Origin of the sequence: Komagataeibacter swingsii (assembly GCF_003207895.1) — a bacterium.
GTDB lineage: Bacteria > Pseudomonadota > Alphaproteobacteria > Acetobacterales > Acetobacteraceae > Komagataeibacter > Komagataeibacter swingsii.
The window spans coordinates 321134-342424 of the sequence record NZ_NKUB01000002.1; the positions used below are offsets into that span (position 1 = coordinate 321134).

The 21291-nt window shown below is 61.8% G+C and carries 18 protein-coding genes and 1 pseudogene; 16 read left to right on the forward strand and 3 right to left on the reverse strand.

Annotated elements, in window-relative coordinates:
* Positions 1-261 precede the first annotated feature (261 nt).
* Positions 262-1368: a PepSY-associated TM helix domain-containing protein gene (locus tag CFR76_RS03130; protein WP_110555767.1), complete on the forward strand. Its 1107-nt coding sequence runs from the start codon at positions 262-264 to the stop codon at positions 1366-1368.
* Between the two features lie 471 nt (positions 1369-1839).
* On the opposite strand, the gene CFR76_RS03135 is transcribed toward CFR76_RS03130, so the two are convergent.
* Positions 1840-2619: an acetoin reductase gene (locus tag CFR76_RS03135; protein ID WP_110555768.1), complete on the reverse strand. Its 780-nt coding sequence runs from the start codon at positions 2617-2619 to the stop codon at positions 1840-1842.
* Between the two features lie 127 nt (positions 2620-2746).
* On the reverse strand, positions 2747-4300 hold the full coding sequence (locus tag CFR76_RS03140) for a carbohydrate porin (RefSeq protein ID WP_244191757.1): 1554 nt from the start codon (positions 4298-4300) through the stop codon (positions 2747-2749).
* 271 nt (positions 4301-4571) lie between these two features.
* Between CFR76_RS03140 and CFR76_RS17650 the strand changes: the two genes are divergently transcribed.
* Positions 4572-4943, forward strand: a complete 372-nt coding sequence (locus CFR76_RS17650) for a hypothetical protein (protein ID WP_146222629.1) — start codon at positions 4572-4574, stop codon at positions 4941-4943.
* Positions 4944-5053: 110 nt separating this feature from the next.
* Here CFR76_RS17650 and CFR76_RS03145 read toward each other — a convergent pair whose 3' ends face one another.
* Entirely contained in the window at positions 5054-5680 is a 627-nt protein-coding gene (locus CFR76_RS03145) for a glutathione S-transferase (RefSeq protein WP_110555769.1), read from the reverse strand.
* A gap of 434 nt (positions 5681-6114) precedes the next feature.
* Here CFR76_RS03145 and CFR76_RS03150 point away from each other — a divergent pair, with 434 nt between their 5' ends.
* From CFR76_RS03150 to CFR76_RS03215, 14 genes and pseudogenes are all read left to right on the forward strand, one after another.
* Positions 6115-6540 (forward strand): NADH-quinone oxidoreductase subunit A, encoded by a 426-nt coding sequence (locus tag CFR76_RS03150; RefSeq protein WP_110555770.1) that lies wholly within the window; start codon positions 6115-6117, stop codon positions 6538-6540.
* Positions 6537-7172, forward strand: coding sequence for a NuoB/complex I 20 kDa subunit family protein (locus CFR76_RS03155; protein WP_110555771.1), 636 nt, complete (start codon positions 6537-6539; stop codon positions 7170-7172). The genes CFR76_RS03150 and CFR76_RS03155 overlap by 4 nt, the downstream gene beginning before the upstream one ends.
* 4 nt (positions 7173-7176) lie before the next feature.
* Positions 7177-8943: pseudogene (nuoC, locus tag CFR76_RS03160) on the forward strand (NADH-quinone oxidoreductase subunit C/D).
* Positions 8930-9421, forward strand: coding sequence for an NADH-quinone oxidoreductase subunit NuoE (gene nuoE, locus CFR76_RS03165; protein ID WP_110555772.1), 492 nt, complete (start codon positions 8930-8932; stop codon positions 9419-9421). The pseudogene nuoC and the gene nuoE overlap by 14 nt, the downstream one beginning before the upstream one ends.
* On the forward strand, positions 9418-10716 hold the full coding sequence (gene nuoF / locus CFR76_RS03170; RefSeq protein WP_110555773.1) for an NADH-quinone oxidoreductase subunit NuoF: 1299 nt from the start codon (positions 9418-9420) through the stop codon (positions 10714-10716). Before nuoE ends, nuoF begins: the two co-directional genes overlap by 4 nt.
* A 2-nt stretch (positions 10717-10718) precedes the next feature.
* Complete coding sequence (gene nuoG, locus CFR76_RS03175) at positions 10719-13445, forward strand: NADH-quinone oxidoreductase subunit NuoG (RefSeq protein ID WP_110555848.1); 2727 nt, start codon at positions 10719-10721, stop codon at positions 13443-13445.
* A complete protein-coding gene (gene nuoH, locus CFR76_RS03180; protein WP_110555774.1) occupies positions 13442-14395 on the forward strand; it encodes an NADH-quinone oxidoreductase subunit NuoH in 954 nt (317 codons plus the stop codon). Before nuoG ends, nuoH begins: the two co-directional genes overlap by 4 nt.
* Before the next feature lie 29 nt (positions 14396-14424).
* On the forward strand, positions 14425-14937 hold the full coding sequence (gene nuoI, locus CFR76_RS03185) for an NADH-quinone oxidoreductase subunit NuoI (protein ID WP_110555849.1): 513 nt from the start codon (positions 14425-14427) through the stop codon (positions 14935-14937).
* Positions 14938-14942: 5 nt separating this feature from the next.
* Positions 14943-15437, forward strand: coding sequence for an NADH-quinone oxidoreductase subunit J (nuoJ, locus tag CFR76_RS03190; RefSeq protein WP_110555775.1), 495 nt, complete (start codon positions 14943-14945; stop codon positions 15435-15437).
* 1 nt (position 15438) lies between these two features.
* Entirely contained in the window at positions 15439-15762 is a 324-nt protein-coding gene (gene nuoK, locus CFR76_RS03195; protein ID WP_110555776.1) for an NADH-quinone oxidoreductase subunit NuoK, read from the forward strand.
* A complete protein-coding gene (gene nuoL, locus CFR76_RS03200; protein ID WP_110555777.1) occupies positions 15755-17722 on the forward strand; it encodes an NADH-quinone oxidoreductase subunit L in 1968 nt (655 codons plus the stop codon). The genes nuoK and nuoL overlap by 8 nt, the downstream gene beginning before the upstream one ends.
* Positions 17719-19227: a complex I subunit 4 family protein gene (locus tag CFR76_RS03205; RefSeq protein ID WP_110555850.1), complete on the forward strand. Its 1509-nt coding sequence runs from the start codon at positions 17719-17721 to the stop codon at positions 19225-19227. Before nuoL ends, CFR76_RS03205 begins: the two co-directional genes overlap by 4 nt.
* Positions 19224-20678, forward strand: a complete 1455-nt coding sequence (locus CFR76_RS03210) for an NADH-quinone oxidoreductase subunit N (protein WP_110555778.1) — start codon at positions 19224-19226, stop codon at positions 20676-20678. The genes CFR76_RS03205 and CFR76_RS03210 overlap by 4 nt, the downstream gene beginning before the upstream one ends.
* A gap of 44 nt (positions 20679-20722) precedes the next feature.
* The gene (locus tag CFR76_RS03215; RefSeq protein ID WP_110555779.1) at positions 20723-21223 is read left to right on the forward strand and encodes a CBS domain-containing protein; all 501 of its coding nucleotides are present in this window, start codon (positions 20723-20725) and stop codon (positions 21221-21223) included.
* Positions 21224-21291 lie beyond the last annotated feature (68 nt).

Consider the following 21291-nt stretch of genomic DNA (forward strand, 5'->3'; position numbering starts at 1 on the left):
ATTCCCGGCATAATGACCTGGGCATGCCCGGTGATATTCCGATCGCATTATACAAATATCATGCATATACATACCTTTACATCATGCCACGACCGGAAGCGCATGATATGCATCGCACAAGGCGGTTCAATGAATGGACATTACATAAAACAGGAAAATGATACCTTTTTTTACTTCAATTCAGGGGCTGGGCGGTTGGTCATCATGACCACGCCATGATAGAATTGCACTCCGTCATAGGCATGCAGGAAAACAAGCAGCGTGTTTCGTAAAATCCATCGCTGGATGGGACTGGCCCTTATGCTTCCCCTGGTCCTGCAGGGGTTGACCGGAACGTTGCTGATCGTCATTCCGCTGCTGCTGCCACAACGTCCCCCTGTCGCGGCTACCGGCGAGCAGGCCGGGGCCGAAGCCATCATCGCCGCATCGCGCCCGCATGCCCCGGCCGGCATGATCCCGCTACGCCTCAATCCCGCACGCTGGACCGGCGATAGCGCCATGGTCACATACGGGCCGGCAGGGGAACGGCATCCGACCTTTGAGGTCTTCGTCAATCCTTACCACCCATCGGTGATCAGCACATACGTTGTGCCGTCCTATATCCGTTTCCTGCACAATCTTCATGCGGACCTGTTCCTGCTACCCTACGGCCAGACGGCCACAGGCATAATGGGGATCATACTGGGCGCCATGGTCCTTACTGGCCTGGCCATATGGTGGCCCCATCCCGCATTGTGGAAAACGGGAAAATGGCGCAGGACCGTCATGATCGCACCCCGCGCGCGTGGCCTGCGCCTGTGGCGGGAGGTACATGTCAGTTCCGGATTCTGGTTTTCGTTCCTGCTGCTTTTCCTGGCCCTTAGCGGGTCCGTGCTGGCGTTTCCCTTCACGCGGCCCCTGTTTGGCATCAGTCGCCCCGCCCCCCACGAACACAGCCATCATGACCATGCCCCCCCAGCCCCCGCCGCAGGCGAGCTGGGACTGGACAAGGCACTGGCCGCGCTGAAAAGCCAGATGCCGGAAGCAACCCTGCTGTCTGTCCAGTTGGGGGAACGCCCGGCGCAACAGTCGCTTGAAGTGATCCTGCCTGCCTATGGCCCCAACCACCCGGCTACCGTTCAATTTGACGCGCCTGCGGGCCGCATGCGCGTAAGCCACGACCCGGGACAGCAACGCCGGGGGGAATGGAGCTTCCAGTGGCTGCATACGCTTCATGAAGTAAGGCTGGCCGCTCCGGCCCCCGTCGCATTCATATGGAAGACAGCCGTGGCGGCCAGCGGGCTGGTGCTCATCGTGCTGGCGTTTTCGGGCCTGGGCATGTGGACCATACGCCGACGCAACACGGCACGGCGCGAAAGCGGGTCGTAACGGTGGTGCCCCACGCATGACCGATCATGCCGCCTGCCAACGGTCGCATTTACCTGCCATGCCACAGGCACCCACACAGACCGCAAGAGACTGCTTGAAACAACCCCAGGGCGCCACCGCCACAAGAGGGACATGGTGCGGCATTTCCCGCAATCGCCCCGGCGTACGGCCTGACCGGAAGGGATAAGGACGGCATCAACCGGATGACGGGGCCGAGAAACGATCGACATGGATCGCCCGCACCCGGTACGTCCGCTGTCATGCCGCGCCACCATACGGCCTTTTGCCGGAAGGCCGACCGCTTCCAACAGGCCAGGATATGCTGCCATTCCCACGGCTACGACCGGATGAATGCCCTGTCAATCATGTTACGTGCCATAATACCATACCTGACAGCGCCGGAGGGCCGGCATGCAAGCCAGTCCTTGCGCCTGCAGGCAACGGGGCAGCAGACAGGGCGCATCGAAGGGTTCAGCGAAAGAGCATTCCCCCGTCGATCAACACTGACTGTCCCGTCATGTAATCTGAATCCGCACTGGCAAGCCATGCGACAAAGGCTGCGACATCATCTGGCGTTTCCGCCCGGCCAAGGGCGATGCCACTGACATATTTCCGATAGGTTGCCCCTATTTCCGCGCCGGTTGCTTCGGCCATGTGCCTGTCTATCTCCACCCACATATCGGTCCCGACCACACCCGGGCAATAGGCATTCACGGTAATGCCAAAGGGGGCAAGTTCCTTTGCCGCTGCCTGCGTCAGGCCCCTGACCGCGAATTTTGTGGCGGAATAGACCCCGAGATAGGCATACCCCTCATGCCCGGCGATGGAACAGGCATTGATGACCTTTCCCTTGCGGGCCAGCTTCCTGAATGCCTGCGCCGCGGCCTGGATGCCCCATAACGTACCATTGACGTTGATCTGGAAGATACGCCCCATATCCTCCACGCTTACGTCCAGTAATGGCCTGACCTGCGCCACACCGGCATTATTGACCATGATGTCAATGCCGCCCAACTGGTCCACCGTCTGGCCAATCATGGAAAAGACCTGCTCGCGCACGCTGATATCGGCTGCCAGCGTAATGACCCTGCGGTCAAGCGCCAGTATTTCCGCACGCACGGCAGCCAGCCGGTCCTGATTGATATCCACCAGCGCCAGATCCGCCCCGTCACGCGCCAGACGCAGTGCAATACCGCGCCCGATGCCCTGTGCGGCGCCCGTGACAACAGCCACCTTGCCAACAAGAGACATGAATAGTGATCTTTCTTTTTCATTTCCACGCCATGGAATACGGCGGGATACCAAAAAAAACGTCAGGTCCGGCAAAAAGATTTAGGCAAACATATTCTTTACCGGAACCAGACGGAACACACCCGTTTCAGAACGCGACATTCATGGCGGTGCTGAATACTACGGCATCCCTGAATACCGTGGTGCCACCCACATGGTTGACGTACTGGAAATCCGGTTTGATCGACAGTCCGTCGACTATATGGAAACCGTAATACGCCTCATAAATCGTCTCGTGTCCCTGAATGCCATACGGTACGCCAAAATTCGCTCCCGGCAGGGCAAGGCCATGGGTTGCGGCCGCTTCCTGCGACAGGATGGCGGAACGGCTGAAACTGGCCCACAGGAAGGCAATGCCCACGCTGTCAAGCGGCCGATGCCACAATGCGCCCGTATCCATGAGGACAGCCATGAAGCTATGCTTGATCTGCGAAGTCTGGCCGGATGCATAGGCGTAATATCCACCAAGTATCAGCCCGTTCATTTCACCCGGACCACGGCGGACCAGCATCTGGTCGGCTATGACCCATACGGATGTCTGCCCGCTCTGCCTGCGTGCGGGCAGGCCGGTCACCACCCATGGATTGCCATGGATATCTTCATACAGGTCATCATAACGCGAATTGTCGTACATCGCGCCCAGCTTGTAATGCCCGGCCAGATGGTTGCGCCCGAAAGCGGGAAGCCAGCCAATTTCCGCCTGTGTCGACAGCCTGCCCAGTCCATCCTGCGCCCATGACCAGCCGGAAATCCCCCCATTGTAATTATGGGGCGAGACAGCAAACAGCCCCCCCATGACATAGAGTTCCTTCATCGGCATGACACGCAGGATGCCGCCGATATTACCCGAAGGCCAGCCACGGCCACCACGCAGGAATTTGGTTGGCGCCTCGCCCCCGCACAGCCACACGTTCATGAAGTTGCAAACCCATGGCGAGTTCTGGAAAAACACACCGGTCGGTATCCAGCCCACGGACAGGTCCACCTTGCGCGCGAACCATGCCTTTTCAAAATACGCCCAGACAAGATGGGCCAGCACATTGCCACGGCTGCCGTAAATCTGCTGTACTTGGTTGCTGTTATCACCAAACAGGCGGCTCAGGTTACGGCCATGCCCGTTGACCACGAGCATATGCAGCCACAGATCCTTCGTCCATGCGCGTGAATGCAGCAGCCTGTCCCAGTCAACATCCAGCGTCATTCCCACCTGCCCTGCGACAGTATAATCGCGCTTTTTCCCGCCCATGACATTGCCGGCGAGATCTTCATATACATCCAGCGCGACATACAGCCCGCGTTTCTGCAGCCAGGGCTGGACGCCGCCCCAGTCGCCCAGCATATGCGTGGTGCCATAGGGCGGACCGAATGAAGGCGGCCCATAGGGAGCCTGCAGGAAGCCGGGAATCGTTTCATAAAAGGGCGTTGTCGGCTGCGTTTCGCCATAAGGCGTGGGGTTGGACACCTCCGGCAGCTTTTTTGTTACCGACCTGGCGCCAAGGATCCTGCGCAACCATGCAGGCTGTCCAGCCTGCTGCGTATCGTCTGCCGTGGATGCCGTGCCTGCATCCTGATCCGCGGCACAGGCTGGCGATGGGCGCGACAGGCCCGGAACCAGACATATGACCATCAGGGCCAGATACACCGGCCCGACCTGGCGACAGGCCGCCGTGATCCTGAATACTATCTGAAACCGGATTGCTGATAAAAAACAATGGAAGTTCTGGAATACCTTATTTTTCCGGGAAAGTGGTACATCCTGAATCTTTTCAAAAAAAGCGTCGCCGGAAACGTCCTGATGATCGCCTGATTGCCCAGGATCTGACTTTCCCGACAGTCTCTTATCAAAACAACGACAGAGGACCGATAATAAAAATTCATGAGGAACGCGCATGCCCTAGACCTCACGGAAATGCATGTCATGCCGCCCGGAAACACAACCGTTCCGGAAAACAGCACAAAAGCAGGTCATACCCGCAAACAGTCAGGACAGATGGTTGCGGCATGCCGCCGGGTCCATTACCCGGCAATCCGGGCAACAGCCACCAGCAATCCTGTTTTGTCGGGGTTTGGATTTATTATTTCTGTTTATAAATGATTTTTATTTTTTATTCATTTTTGTTGCCTTTATTTATTATTTATTTTCAGGCATGTCGTATCATATGTTACAAATTGGGCAGCAAGGATTACAAAATTCATTCCAGCCTGCCCAAAAGCCTATATTTGCCCCCGATCAACACATGGATCGTTCACAACCGCATGGCATGGACCATTTTCTGTTACCCTAACATCCGGTGTAGCGCATTTCCCTTTCCTGCAAGGCGCGACGTGGCCCGTGCCCGCTAACGGATATCTCCCGCTTCAGGTTGCCTGTCTGCGCAGGGATATTTGCGGGTGTCTAATACAGTAAAACCGGCGCATCGCCTTCCTGCCACGGGGCAAGGCGACACATGGCGCGGCCAAATAGCGGCAATGTCAGGAAAGCCCGCAACCATTCCTGCAATCGCGGCAGGGGAACGCTGGCAAACCAGTCCGGATCGGTTGCGGCGAACTGGCGTACAAACGGCGCGATGGCGGCATCGGTCAGGCCGGGCTGCTCCCCATGCAGGAAACATCCTGCCTTAAGCGCCGCCTCAATGCCTGCCAGAATCCCCAGCGCCTCAGCCCTGTGGCAATCGGGATCGGACTGGTAGCGGCTGGCGTATTTGTAACGGTCCAGATGGTATTTGAAGGGACCATCATTGCGCGCGATCAGGTCATGGCGGGTGTTGGCCAGCCAGTGCCGCGGGTCATGCCGCCCCAGCGCCCAACGCATGATATCCAGACTTTCATCAATAACCGTATGATCTGGCTGGATCAGGACAGGCACCGTCGCCTTGGTCGAGGCACGCAGCATGCTGGCGGGCTTGGCTGCAAGCCTGACCTCCCGGATTTCACATTCCACACCGCTGGCAAGCAGGGCCAGACGCGCCCGCATGGCGTAGGGACAGCGGCGAAAACTGTACAGCACGGGTCTTTCGATCATCTCGTTCCTGTTGGCAACCTTCTGTCCATGCCGGCATGATACGGAAACACGCCATAACCAGGCAAGAATACATCCATCCCGTAACGGATAGCGCCCCATGGGAAAAACCTGCATGATCAGGCCGCAACTTCCCCTTCCCTGCCGCGTATAGGCAACTGGCGGTATCGCGCGTCATTCGATGCATTCATGCCGGAATACGTAAACGGTTGCCTGATAACAACCTGCTGATGAAAAACAAAAGTTTCCGAATAGTGCCTTTTGCGAAAAAAGGCGGCGTTTCATGAAGCCTTTTGAAAAAACATCACCAGAAACTTCCTTACGGTTGCATGCGGCCCTTCATGAAGCATTGATCGGTTATTGCCTGTCAATGCGGGCTGTAATGACACAGATCGCCTCCGTGCAAAATAAAACGAACAGGAACGGGAATACCAGTCATGGAAAATATTTCCAATATATGGTCATTACCCCTCTATGCTGTCGCCATAGGGCTGCTTCTGGCCTGCATGCTGGGGCTGTCCGCCATAACCGGCACCCGGCGGGATGGCAGGGCCATGGGCCGTTCCCTGTCCATGCCTTTTGAATCCGGCATTGTCCCCACGGGTTCGGCGCGCCTGCGATTGCCTGTACAATATTACCTGGTGGCCATGTTCTTTGTCATTTTTGATGTTGAAACAGCCATCCTCGTGACATGGGCGACAGTCGTGACCGAAACGGGATGGATCGGTTATGGCGCGGCCCTTGTCTTTACTGTCTTTCTGGCCATGTCCCTTGCCTATCTGTGGCGTGCCGGGGCGCTGGACTGGGGGCCACGGGTCCGCCCACGCCAGGGGCCGGATGCACGAAAGGACCGGGCGGCATGAACTGGTCGCTGTCTTCCCCCGATGCCGCCCGGCATATGCCGCCTTCACCCGGCTTCAGCGAAACCCTGCGCCGTAACCTGGTCATGGGCCGGTTGCAGGATTTCGTGGCATGGGGGCAGAAAAACGCCATCTGGCCGCTGAATTTCGGCCTGTCATGCTGTTATGTGGAAATGGCGACAGCGTTCACCAGCCGCTTCGACATTGCCCGCTTCGGCTCCGAAGTGCTGCGCGCAACACCACGCGAAGCCGACCTGATCGTCATTTCCGGCACCGTGTTCGTCAAGATGGCCCCGGTCATCCAGCATCTGTACAACCAGATGCTGGAGCCGCGATGGGTCATCTCCATGGGGTCATGCGCCAATTCCGGTGGCATGTACGACATCTACAGCGTCGTGCAGGGGGTGGACAGTTTCCTGCCGGTGGATGTGTATGTACCTGGCTGCCCGCCACGTCCCGAGGCGCTGCTGGAGGGGCTGCTGCTGCTGCAGAAATCCATCGGCACGCAGCGCAGGCCCCTTAGTTGGCTGGTGGGGCCGCAGGGCGCCCAGCCCGTGACACCGCCCAGCCTGCGCGATGAAAAGCGCGCCCACCGCCAGGGCATGCGCGACCTGCGCACGCCCGATGGAATCTGACGCCATGCCCTCCACCCTGGCCGCCACCCGCGAACCGGGCCTTGCGGAGAGAATTTCAGGCCATCTTCCCAACGGGGCGCTGGCCACCCAGCCTGCGCGCGACGGGGTATGCGCCATCTGGATTGCGGCGGATCACCTGCGCCCCACCCTTGCTGCACTGAAAATCTGGGCTGCCACATCCCTCATGCTGCTGGATCTTACGGCCATAGACGAACGCGAACGCACCCACCGCGACGGACAGCCACAGGCCGCGTTCACGCTGGTCTATCACCTGATCTCGCTGACCACCCGCGCGGATGAGGTGCGCATCAAGGTCCCCCTTGGCGCCACCGCCCCCACCCTTCCCAGCATCTGTGACCTGTGGCCGAACGCCAACTGGTATGAACGTGAGGTGTGGGACCTGTTTGGCATTTACTTCGACAACCATCCCGACCTGCGCCGCATCCTGACCCCGCCCACATGGACCGGGCACCCGCTGCGCAAGGACCACCATGCCCGCGCCACCGAAATGCCGCCCTACAGCCTGACCGAGGCAGATGAAGCACGCGAACAGGACGCCATGCGCCTTGACCCGTCCGCATGGGGCATGCGGCGGCATAGTGAACACAGCGACTTCATGTTCCTCAACCTCGGCCCCAACCATCCCAGCGTGCATGGGATGTTCCGCATCATGCTGCAACTCGAAGGCGAGCGGATTGTCGAAGCCGTGCCCGATATCGGCTTTCACCATCGCGGCGCGGAAAAGATGGGCGAACGCCAGTCCTGGCATGGCTACATCCCCTATACCGACCGGGTGGACTATCTTGGCGGGGTCATGAACAATTTCCCCTATGTGATGGCGGTCGAGACACTGGCGGGGATTACCGTGCCGCCACGCGCGCAGATGATCCGCGTCATGCTGGCGGAACTGTTCCGCATCGCCAGCCACCTCGTGTTCTACGGCACCATGGCGCAGGATGTGGGGCAGCTTTCGCCAGTCTTTTACATGTTTACCGACCGCGAACGCGTGTTCGGGATCATCGAGGCGATATGCGGCTTTCGCATGCACCCGGCATGGTTCCGCATTGGCGGCGTGGCCATGGACCTGCCCGCAGGGTGGGAAGGACTGGTCCGCGCCTTTCTTGATGACATGCCGGGGCGGCTGGACGAATACGATTCCATGGTCATGCGCAACCCGATCTTCCGCGCGCGGACGAAGGGAGTCGGCGCCTATACCACGGCGGAAGCCGTTGAATGGGGTATCACCGGGCCGGGGCTGCGCGCCACGGGTCTGGCGTGGGATTACCGCAGGCATGCGCCCTATGCCTGTTATGGCCAGCTTGAATTCGACATTCCCACCGGCACCAATGGCGACTGTTACGACCGGGTTGCCGTGCATGTGGCGGAAATACGCCAGAGCCTGCGCATCATCCGCCAGTGCGTGGACAACATGCCCGCAGGCCCGGTCAAGGCCGACCACCCGCTGACCACCCCGCCGCCAAAGGCGCGGACGATGCATGACATCGAAACCCTGATCCACCATTTCCTGGGCGTAAGCTGAGGGCCGGTCATTCCACCGGGGGAGGCACGAGCCAGCATCGAAGCCACGAAAGGCGTCAATACCTATACCCTTATCAGCGATGGCGGGACCACATCCTACCGCACCCGCATCCGCACCCCGTCCTTTGCCCACCTGCAGATGATCCCGCTGCTCAGCCGCGGCATCATGATCGCGGACCTGATCGCGATTCTGGGCAGCATCGACTTCGTCATGGCCGATGTTGACCGCTGAAGCCCCCCTGCCCGCGCCCGTGCGGGCGGAAATCCTTGCCCTTGCGGCGCAGGAGCCGCACCCGCGTGGCGCGGGTGTCGCGGCCCTGCGGCTGGTGCAGGCCCATTTTGGCTGGGTCAGCACCGCGCATCTGCGCGAAGTGGCCGCCCTGCTGGGCATGTCGGCCGATGATCTGGATGGCATCGCCACCTGTTTCAACCTGCTGTTCCGCCGGCCGGTCGGGCGGCATGTCATCATGCTGTGCGACAGCGTTACGTGCTGGATCATGGGGCGCGAGCCACTATGCGCCCATCTGTGGCTGACACTGGGCATAAGGCCGGGAGAGACCACGGCCGACAACGCCATCACGCTGCTGCCCACGGTCTGTATCGGCCACTGTGACCACGCCCCGGCCATGCTGGTGGACAACGCCCTGCATGGGAATGTGACGACCGCAACGCTCGACCACCTGATCGACACGCTGGGGCACACGCCATGACGCCCGCTTCCGAACGGCCCCTGACCGCCATGATCGACCCTGCCGCAGGCCCACCGGACTGTGCGGCATATGAACGTCATGGCGGCTGGCAGGCCACGCGCAGGGCACTGGGCCGCCTGGCCCCGGCCGAGATCATTGACATGGTGACACGCTCGAAACTGCGCGGACGTGGGGGCGCGGGTTTCGGGACCGGGCAGAAATGGAGCTTCGTGCCGAAGGAGTCCGCAACCGAGCGCCAAAAATACCTGATCGCCAATGCCGATGAAATGGAGCCGGGCACCTTCAAGGACCGCTGGCTGCTTGAGGGCAATCCCCTCCAGTTGATTGAGGGAATGATCCTTGCGGCCTATGCGGTGCAGGCGGGACATGGCATCATTTTCCTGCGTGGGGAATACCACCTTGCCTGCACCCGCCTGCACCGCGCGATCGGGGAGGCCCGGCAACTGGGCTGGCTGGGCGAAAACATCCTTGGCTCCGGCTTCGGTCTTGACATCCATGTGCATTCCAGCGCCGGGCGCTACATATGCGGCGAGGAAACCGCCCTGCTGACCGCGCTGGAAGGCCGCCGGCCGACACCGCGCAGCAAGCCGCCCTTTCCCCAGACCGGCGGCCTGTGGGGCGCGCCCAGCGTGGTGAACAATGTCGAGACCCTGTGCAACCTGCCCCACATCATCACCAACGGGCCGGAATGGTTCGCGGGCCTTGGGCTGGGGGAGGATGGGGGCACCAAGATCTATGGGGTCAGTGGCCGGGTGGCAAGACCGGGCGCATGGGAACTGCCCATCGGCACGCCGCTGCGCCAGATCATCGAGGAGCGTGCAGGCGGCATGCGTCCGGGCTACCAGTTGCGCGCCCTGCTGCCCGGCGGGGCGTCCACCGCCTTTCTCGACGCCGCAGCGCTCGATGTCGCCATGGACTACGGATCGGTGGAAAAGGCGGGCAGCAGGCTTGGGACCGGCATGGCCATCATTCTGGATGACCGGACCTGCCCCATCGGCATGATCCGCAACCTCGAACATTTCTTTGCCCAGGAATCCTGCGGGTGGTGCACCCCATGTCGTGACGGGCTGCCATGGGTGGAACGCCTGCTGGACGCGATCGAGGATGGAACGGGGCAGGATGAGGACATGGACCAGCTTGCCCGCCATGCCCGCATGCTGGGGGCGCCCGGCCGCACCTTCTGCGCCCATGCGCCGGGGGCGATGGCGCCGCTTGCCAGCGGTCTGAAACTGTTCGCCGCCGATTTTGCCGCCCACATCCGGCAGCGCCGCTGCCCGCAGCAATCGGGGGCGTGACCATGACCAGCATCCGCATCGATGGCCGGGACTGCCCGACCCGCGCCGGCATCAACCTGCTGCAGGCCTGTCTGGAAGCGGGAGCCAGCCTGCCTTATTTCTGCTGGCATCCCGAACTCGGTTCCGTGGGCGCGTGCCGCCAGTGCGCCATCAAACAGTTCAGCGGGCCGGATGACACAAAGGGCCGCATCGTGATGGCCTGCATGACGCCGGTCAGTGAAAATACCATCATATCCATTGACGACCCGGAAGCGCGGGATTTCCGCGCCAGTATCATTGAATGGATGATGGTCAACCACCCCCATGACTGCCCCGTGTGCGAGGAAGGCGGCGAATGCCACCTGCGGGACATGACAGTCATGACCGGGCACAATACCCGCCGCTACCGCTTCACCAAACGGACGCACCGCAATCAGGATCTCGGGCCGTTCGTGAAGCATGAGATGAACCGTTGCATCGCCTGCTACCGCTGCGTGCGCTTCTATCGTGATTACGCGGGCGGGGACGATCTGGCGGTCTTTGCATCACATGACAACGTATATTTCGGCCGCGCCGAAGATGGCACGCTGCAGAATGCCTTCAGCGGCAACCTGGCGGAAATCTGCCCCACCGGCGTGTTTACCGACAAACCCTTTTCCGCCATCTATACCCGTAAATGGGACCTGCGTGGCGCGCCATCGGTATGCGTACACTGCGCGGTGGGCTGCAACACCATAGCCAATGCGCGTGAGGAGACCCTCCGCCGTGTCCTCAACCGCTACAATGCCGATGTCAACCGCTACCTGTTGTGCGACCGGGGCCGGTTCGGGCATGGTTTTGTCAACGCACCAACGCGTATCCGCACGCCGCTGCGCGGCATTGGCGGGCAGCAGGTGCCCATTTCCATGGCCGACGCCCTGACAACCTTCGCCCGCATGGCAGCACAGGGCCGGATCGTGGGCATAGCCTCCACCCGCGCGGCGCTGGAAACCTGCTTTAGCCTGCATGCGCTGGTGGGGCCGCAGAATTTCTGTACCGGCCAGACGCGGCACGAACAGGAATGCACGGAACTGGCCCATGCCCTGCTTGCCCGCCATCCCGGCGCCCTGCCCACCCTGCATGAAATGGAAAGCGCGGATGCCGTGCTGGTTCTGGGCGAGGACGTATGCGCAACCGCCCCCCGGCTTGGCCTGTCGCTGCGGCAGTCGGTGCGTCAGGCATCCTTCCATACGGCGGATGACGCCAAAGTGCCACGCTGGATGGATGCGGCGGTACGCACGCTGGGGGCACAATGCCCATCCGGCCTGTATGTGCTGACACCCGCGCCGACCGATCTGGACGGCGTGGCGGCACAAACCCGGCGCGCCGCCCCTGATGACATCGCCCGGCTGGGCTTTGCCATCGCCCACGAAATTGACCCCGCCGCCCCGCCTGTCATTGACCTGATGCCAGACGACATGCAGCTTGCCGCACGTATTGCACATACGCTTGTGGCAGCCAGAAAGCCGCTGGTCGTATCGGGCATGCAGTACGGCGCGCCCGCACTTATACAGGCAGCCAGCAGTATTGCCGCGGCCCTTGCGCGCGCCACGCCTGAAGCCGGCCTGTCGCTGGTGCTGCCGGAGTGCAACAGCATGGGGCTGGCCATGATGGGGGGGCTGTCGCTGGAAACGGTGATGGAACAGGCACGGGCGGGCGAAATTTCCACTCTGGTCATCGTGGAAAATGACCTGACCCGCCACCTGTCCCAGGCGGATGTGGCCGAACTGGTGGCGGCGGTTCCCGATATCGTCGTGATCGACCATACGGCGACACCGCTTTGCCAGCAGGCCGGCCTTGTCCTGCCCGTTGCGGCCTTCAGCGAATGCAGCGGCACGCTGGTCAGCCAGGAAGGCCGGGCGCAACGTTTTTTCCAGGTGGTCTTTCCCCCCGCCCCCATACAGGCCGGCTGGCGCTGGATTCAGGCGCTGGCCCGCAGCCTTGACCCACCCGCGCCGCATATGACGGGCCTGACCGGCTGGCAGGACCTGGATGACGTACTAGCCGCGCTGGCGCCAGTGTTTCCCCATCTTGCCCCGGCGACACAGGCGGCGCCGGGGGCGGATTACCGCATGAATGGCCAGAAACTGCGCAGCCAGACCTACCGCGCCAGCGGGCGGACCGTCATCCGTTCGTATATAAGCGTGCGCGACCAGCCGCCACCAAGCAGCCCGGATACCCCGTTCAGCAGTTCCATGGAAGGCGCCTATGGGCCGGACATGCCCGCAGCACTGGTTTCGGGTTATCAGGCATCGCCATGGAATTCGGTTCAGGCGCTCAACCGTTTTCAGCACGAAATCGGTGGCCCCCTGCGTGGCGGGGACTGCGGCATCCGGCTGTTATCCCGCGCCGGGCATCCTGATGCGAAAGCGGCTTATGCCACGGATATTCCCCGCCCCCATGCTGTGCAGGCTGATACCGTTCTGGTACTGCCCGATACGCGCCTGTTCGGCAGTGATGAACTGAGCACGCTCTCCCCACCCGTCATGGCGCGCGCAACCGCGCCAACGCTGGGCCTGCCTGCCAGCATGGTGACATCGGGCCGCATGGTGCTGCATCTGGACGACGGGCCGCATGTGCTGCCCGTGGAACCTGTGCCTGGGCTGCCTGTGGGCATTGCCCTGTGCCCGGCGCACATGGTCGCGCGCGCGTTCCGTTTTCCCCAAATGGCCCGGCTGGAAACCGTACCAGATGAAGAGGAAAGGTCATGACATATTCAGCGTTCTTCACCATCATTCTCACGCCACTGGTCATCCTTGGCCTTGCCACCATGCTGACATGGGTTGAACGGCGGCTGCTGGGGTTGTGGCAGGACCGGCATGGCCCCAACCGCGTGGGGCCGGGCGGCATGTTCCAGGCCGTGGCGGATGGAACCAAGATCCTGTTCAAGCAGGACTGGATCCCGCCCTTTGCCGACCGGGGCGTATTCATCCTTGCGCCTGTCATCGGCATGATGACAGGGCTGCTGCCCTTTGCCGTCATTCCCGTCACGATGGGCATGGGCATTGCGGGTGACATGAATGTCGGGCTGCTGTTCATCCTCGGCATGATGGGGCTTGGGGTCTATGCGGTGGTGCTGGCCGGGTGGGCGTCGAACAGCAAATACGCGCTGCTGGGCGGCATGCGGGCGGCGGCACAGATGATCAGCTACGAAGTCTTCATGGGGCTTTCCCTGCTGGGCGTGGTCATGATGGCGGGGTCATTCAGCCTGCACGATATCGTGGCGGCGCAGGCGGGGCTGTGGTTCATCATCCCGCAATGCCTCGGCTTTGGCGTGTTCATGCTGGCCGGCATTGCACAGACGCACCGTCTGCCCTTCGACCTGCCCGAAGGCGAGAACGAACTGGGGGCGGGGTTCCATACCGAATATTCGGGCATGAAACTCGGTATGTTCTTCATTGCCGAATATGCCGGGATCGTTCTGGTCTCAAGCCTTGTGACCACGCTCTACCTTGGTGGCTGGCGCGGGCCGTTCCTGCCCCCCGCCCTGTGGTTCGCGCTCAAGGCCGGGGCCATGGTGGTATTTTTCATCCTGCTGCGCGCCAGCCTGCCCCGCCCGCGTTATGACCAGTTGATGGCGCTGGGCTGGAAGATCCTGCTGCCGCTTTCGCTGTTCAATGTCATGGCGACCGGAACCATCCTCATGCTGCGCGCGTCCTGATGACACGCCTGTTGCAAAGGCATTCCCCCATGCTTGGTACCCTGCGCACCCTGTTCCTGACGGCGCTGCATGCCTTCCACCGGCGCGCGACCGTGCAGTATCCCGAACAGAAACCATACCTGCCGCCACGCTATCGCGGGCGGATCATCCTGTCGCGCGATCCCGACGGGGCGGAGCGGTGCGTTGCGTGCAACCTGTGCGCCGTCGCCTGCCCGGTGGACTGCATAAGCCTGCAGAAAACCGAAGCCGACGGGCGGTGGTACCCGGAATATTTCCGCATCAACTTCTCGCGCTGCATTTTCTGCGGTTTCTGCGAGGAAGCCTGCCCCACCTACGCCATACAGCTTACCCCTGATTTTGAAATGGGCGAATACACGCGGCCCAACCTTGTTTATGAAAAGGAGGACCTGCTGATAAGCGGGACCGGGAAATATCCCGATTACAGTTTCTACCATGTCGCGGGCATTCCCGTTCCCGGCAAGGCGCGTGGCGCGTCCGAGCGCGAACGCCCGCCGGTCGACCTTCATTCCCTGCTGCCGTAGCCATCATGCATGCCCTGGCCCTCCTTGCTGCCAGTGTGACCGTTATGGGGGCCGTCATGGCCATGACCCGGCGGGTTGCGGTGCATGCGGTGCTTTACCTGGTGGTGACGCTGCTGGCGCTGGCGACAGTCCTTGTCATGCTGGGCGCGTCATTTGCCGCGATGCTGGAAATCATCATCTATGCCGGTGCGATCATGGTGCTGTTCGTCTTTGTCATCATGATGATCAATCTGGGCCAGCCGGACAGCGCGCGTGAAAAGGAATGGCTGCGCCCGCGCGCATGGTGCGGGCCGGGCGTTCTGGCCACCATTATGTGTGCCGAACTGCTCTATTGCCTCAACCCGCCATCCGGGCCTGCACCGGCCCCCATTACGGCGCATGACGTGGGGCTAAGCCTGTTCGGCCGCTACGTGCTTATGGTCGAACTGGTGTCGTTCCTGCTGCTGGCCGGCCTGGTCTCGGCCTTTCATATCGGGCGCAACCGGGTGGGAGGACGCTGACATGCCGGCCTTTTCCTTCAACGATACCCTGCTGCTGGCCACAATCGTGTTTTCGGTCGGGCTGGCGGGCATTCTGGTCCGGCGCAACATGGTGTTCATGCTGATGGCGCTGGACATCATGCTCAACGCCACGGCCCTTGTGTTCGTGGCGGCGGGCGCGCGCTGGCATGATGCGACGGGGCAGGTGATGTTCGTACTGGTCCTGGCCCTCGCCGCCGTGGAAACGGCCGTGGGGCTTGGCATCATCATGTGCCTGCATGCCCACGGACGCCCCACGCTGGACGCCGACACCGGCAACCTTCTGGGGGGACAGGGCCGTGGGTGAGATCCTGCTTCCCCTTCTTATCCTCTGCCCGCTTGTGGCGTCCATGATCATATCTGTTTCCGCAGGCCGCGTGGGGACATGTGCCATCGGGGCGATCGCCTGCGTCGGGGTAGGGCTTTCCGCCATTCTGGGCATCATCCTGTCTGTCATGCTCCTGTCCGGGCCTGCGGCGGGCGTATTGCCGGTGGTGTTGTGGCGCTGGATTCATGTCGCGGGATTTTCGGCGGATATCGCCCTTACGCTGGACCGGGTTTCCATGGTCATGGTCCTCGTCGTCACGGTGGTGGGGCTGCTGATCCATGTCTATGCCGTGGGCTACATGCGCGAGGATCCGGGGATCGCGCGCTTTTTCAGCTGCATGACGCTGTTCGTGGCGGCCATGCTGGTGCTGGTGCTGGCGTCCGACCTGCTGTGCCTGTTCATCGGGTGGGAAGGCGTGGGCCTGTGCTCCTACCTGCTGATCGGGTTCTGGTATGACGACCCGGCCAATACCGCTGCGGCCCGCAAGGCCTTCTACATGACCCGCATGGGGGATGCGGCATTGCTGTGCGGGCTGCTGCTGCTGGCGACGGCCGCCGGTTCCCTGCATATCGGGGCCGTGCTGGCCGCGGTGGCGGATGGGCAGGTCGCCCCGTCCGGCGTCAATGTGGCGGCACTTTTCATACTGGTGGGCGCACTGGCCAAATCGGCGCAGGTCCCGTTCCAGACATGGTTGCCGGACGCCATGGCCGGGCCGACGCCGACTTCCGCCCTTATCCACGCGGCCACCATGGTGACCGCGGGCGTCTACCTGATCGCACGGCTGCATGACCTGTTCGCCATGGCCGCCCCCGTCATGGCGCTTACGGCCGTGCTTGGAACGCTGACGCTGCTTATGGCGGCCTGCACGGCGATGGTGCAGTCCGACCTCAAGCGCATCCTTGCATGGTCCACGATCAGCCAGCTTGGTTACATGTTCCTCGCCCTTGGGTGCGGGGTGTGGCAGGCGGCGCTGTTTCACCTGATGACCCATGCCTTTTTCAAGGCGCTGCTTTTCCTTACGGCTGGCGCCGTCATCATGCGCGCGGGACACGAACAGGATATTTTCCGCCTTGGTGGCCTGCGCCACGCCATGCCGGGACTGACCGCCGCCTTTGTTGTGGGCGCATCCGCGCTGGCCGGCCTGCCGCTGGTGACGGCGGGGTTCTACAGCAAGGAAATGATCCTGTCGGGTGTATGGCATGTCCATTTCGGCCTGACGCGGGAATGGACCCTGAGCGGGCATCCGTTATGGGGGATGGCGCTGCTGGGGGCCTTCCTCACCGCACTGTATATTTTCCGCTGTGTTTTCATTGTCTTTTGCGGAAAACCGGGAACCGTGGCCACGGGCCGGACGTCACGCCTGATGGGCATTCCGCTGGGTTGCCTGTGCTTCCTCTCCCTGTGTGGCGGAGTGATTGAAATGCCCGATACGCTTCCCCCCCTTCACCTGTTCACTGCCCTCCTTGACCCGAAAACGCCGTTATCACATGCGGATGAACCGGTCTGGCTTGTGCTGGCGGGGGCGCTCGCCCCCCTTGCCGGGCTTGGGGTCGCCCGGGTGCTGTGGGGGCGTGCAGCGCCTGTCATGCGTGAAATACCCGGACAGGCGGCCATCACCCGCCTTGCCCGCGCCGGCTGGGGCATGGATGCGCTGTATGACCTTGTGTTCGTCCAGCCCTTCCGCCTGCTGACGTGGCTTGCGCACCATGACATCCTAGACCAGGCCATAACCGGGACGGGGCGGATGACGCGGGCCATCAGTGGCCGGGTTTTCCGGGCTAGGGCCGGTTTTCTGGACAAGCTGGCCGTATGGGGAACGCGGGCGCGCGGATGGGCGGGACACCTGCTGGGCCGGTTGGATAATGGCCGTGTGCGGTGGTACGCGGCATGGATTGCAGGCGGGCTGTGCGCGGGGCTGGCCATGGCGGTGCTGTCATGACCCCCCTGCCCGCCCTTGTGCTGCTGCCCATCGTGGGTGGTGGGCTGGCATGGCTGGCCGAGCGCATCCAGCCCCATACCGCCAGCCCCGCGCGCGATGCATCATGGTGGGTGGCGCTTGGCATCCTGATTGTCGAAACACTGCTGCTTGTGCTGGTCACGGTCCGCCATCCCGACCATGCGGGACCGTGGCTGGGGCATTTTTCCACGCCATGGATCCCGGCCATGGGCATCGCGGTCAGGCTGGACATGGATGGCCTTTCGCTGTCGCTGATCTGGCTTTCGCTCATCCTGTGCTTCCTGTGCCTGTTTCTGGCCACCCGTCAGGTCACGGTCAATGCCGGCGCGTTCCATTTCCTTTTCCTTGCGACCCTTACGGGCATTATCGGTACGTTCCTGGCTACTGACCTGTTCCTGTTCTTCTTTTTCTGGGAACTGATGCTGGTGCCGATGTTCGTGCTGATTGCCGCATGGGGGCATGAGGACAGGCAGCGCGCCGCCATGAAGTTTTTCATGTTCACGCAGGGCAGCGGCCTGCTCATGCTGCTGTCCATCCTTGGCCTGGTCATTGCGCATTATCGCGAAAGCGGCGTGCTGACGTTTGATTACTTTACGCTGGCCCGCACGCCATTGTCCCCTGCCCTGTCCATGCTGCTCATGCTGGGGTTCTTCACCGCCTTTGCCGTCAAGCTGCCTGTCGTGCCGGTCCATGTCTGGCTGCCCGATGCCCATACACAGGCGCCGACGGCGGCCAGCGTGCTGCTGGCGGGCATCCTGCTCAAGACCGGGGGGTATGGCATGATCCGGTTCAATGTCATGCTGTTTCCCGATGCGGCCAGCCGTTTTGCCCCCATCGCCATGGGGCTTGGCGTTGCGGGGATCCTGTACGGGGCGTGGCTGTCGTGCGCGCAGGATGATGTCAAGCGCCTGATTGCCTATAGCAGCATAAGCCACATGGGTTTCGTACTGCTTGGCATCTTTACTGGCTCGCGCATCGGGATGCAGGGGGCGATCATACAGATGCTGGCCCATGGGCTGGGCACGGCGGCGCTGTTCCTGGTCGCGGGCGCCATTCAGGAGCGGCTGCATACACGCGACATGCACCGCATTGGCGGGCTGTGGGCGGCCATGCCACGCCTGTCCAGCACGGGGCTGTTCTTTGCCGTGGCCGCGCTGGGCATGCCGGGACTGGGTAATTTCACGGGCGAATTCCTTGTCCTGCTGGCGACATGGCATGTCAGCCCCACCATCGCGACATTGACGACGGCGGGGCTGGTCCTGTCCGCGATCTACGCGCTGCGGATGGTCAACCGCATATTCCTGGCGGCCGCCCGGGCTGACCTGCGACCCGTACGGGACATCCCGGCCCGGCAGATGGCGGTTTTCGCCTGCGTCATGGCCTTCCTGGTCGTGCTGGGCCTGTACCCGCAGCCTTTCATGACGTTTTCGACGCCATCCCCCCTGCCGGTTACGGATGTAACCGGCCAGACGGCAGCCACACCATGATCGGGCATGATGTCTTCCTGCCAGCCCCGCTGCTGGCCGTCCCTTCGGGGATCATGGTCATGCTGGCCGCCACGGTGTGGCGCCGGTCGGCGGGACGCAGCCTTGCATGCGCGATGGTGACGCTGCTGCTGGCCCTTGCCGTCGTGGGGCGCCATACGGGCGGACGGCCCGATAATGGCGACAGCCTGTTCATCCAGGATCGCTGGACGAGCTATACCGCCGCCCTGATCATATTTTCCACCCTGTGCATCCTGCTCATGTCATGGCGGGACAGGGGGCATGACGGGACCACGCGGGTCGATGAATATTCCCTGCTGTTCATGCTGGGCACGCTTGGTGCGCTGGCCATGGTATTCAGCGCCAATTACATGCCGTTTTTCCTGGGACTGGAAATACTTGGCGTCTCCATCACCGGGCTTGCGACCTTTCGCTACCGTCCTGTCATGGCAGGGTGTGAGGCCGCGATGAAGTACCTGATCCTGTCAGGGGTATCGTCCGCCATTTTTCTGTTCGGCACTGGCCTGGCCTATGGCGTTACGGGGTCCCTGCGGTTCACGCCACCCGTCGCGGCAGGCGGGATGCCCGCCGCATTGCCGGTTGCCGCCACGGTCATGGTTCTTGCCGGCATGTTCTTCAAGCTGTCCGCTGCCCCCTTCCATATGTGGCTGCCGGACGTGATGGAAGGCGCACCCGTTCCGGTGGCGGCATTTGTGGCCGTGGTTTCGAAAATCGCGATATTTTCAGCACTTGTCCGCTATTTCGGAACAGGGGCGCAGCCTCCGTTCCTCAATGATATCGTATCTGTTGTCATTATCCTGACCATTATGGCGGGCAACCTGCTCGCCCTGCGCCAGACCAGCCTCACGCGCCTTATGGCCTGTTCATCCATTGCGCATGTAGGATACCTCCTGATCGCGTTCCTTTGTCCCGGCCATGTGCAATCGGGGGCCATAACCGTCTATCTTGCGGCCTATGCCGCCAGTACGCTGGGTGTATTCGCGACCATGACCGCCTTTGCCAGCCCGGACGGACCGGATGGCACACGCATCGCACAGTGGCGGGGACTGTTTTTCAGCCGCCCGTTCCTGGCGTCAGCCATGGCGCTCATGCTGTTTTCGCTTGCGGGCATCCCACCGGGCATCGGTTTTCTTGCGAAATTCGAGGTCGCTGCAACCGGCGTCGAACACCAGCGTGACGTGCTGCTGTGCACCCTCATAATCGGCAGCATTATCGGGCTGTATTATTACCTGAACATTATCCGTATCATGATGACGGCGCCATTGTTACCTGCCCATCCCCTGAAGCGGCATGCCCGCCCGGAACTGGCGGCGCTTGTCATCGTTCTGACCATAATCGTGGTGATCGGGGGGCTTTTTCCCGCCCGCGCCATCCACCCGCTGCTTCCCGCGCCCCCTGCCCCGCCTGGACTGCCGGACGGGATGACGCATTGACGGGACCGGTTTTTGGTTATCCAAAACATGGAAAGGATTGTCCCATGTCCTCTCGTGTCTTTCATATTCTGGCGCAGAAAGGCCGTACGGTCATTACCGTCAGGGCGGACGATCCCATCCTGAGCGTCGCCGCCACGCTGGCGCGGCATAATATTGGCGGCGCACCCGTTCTTGGCCCGGATGGGCAACTGGTTGGCCTTGTATCGGAAAAAATGATTGTCCATGCCCTGTCCCGGCATGGCGCGGACATAACGACCCTGACCGCAGGGGACATCATGGCAAGGGACATACCGACCGCAACACCCGATGACAGTATTTATGATATTGCCTGCCGCATGACGTATTCCCGCAACCGGCATGTACCCGTTCTGGAAAACGGGAAACTGGCGGGGCTGGTCAGTATCGGGGATATCGTCAAGCTCCGTGCCGAAAATGCGGAACAGGAGGCACAGGAACTGCAGGACTACGTGACAGGCAGCGACCATGCCGCAGTCCAGCCCCCCAATGACGTGCCGCCCATGCAATGCGGAAGAAAGCAGGACTGATCCCCCCGCTCGGGTGGCTGGGGGAACGTGGTGACAGCGGTATCAGGGGCATGCGTGTCCCCCTACCG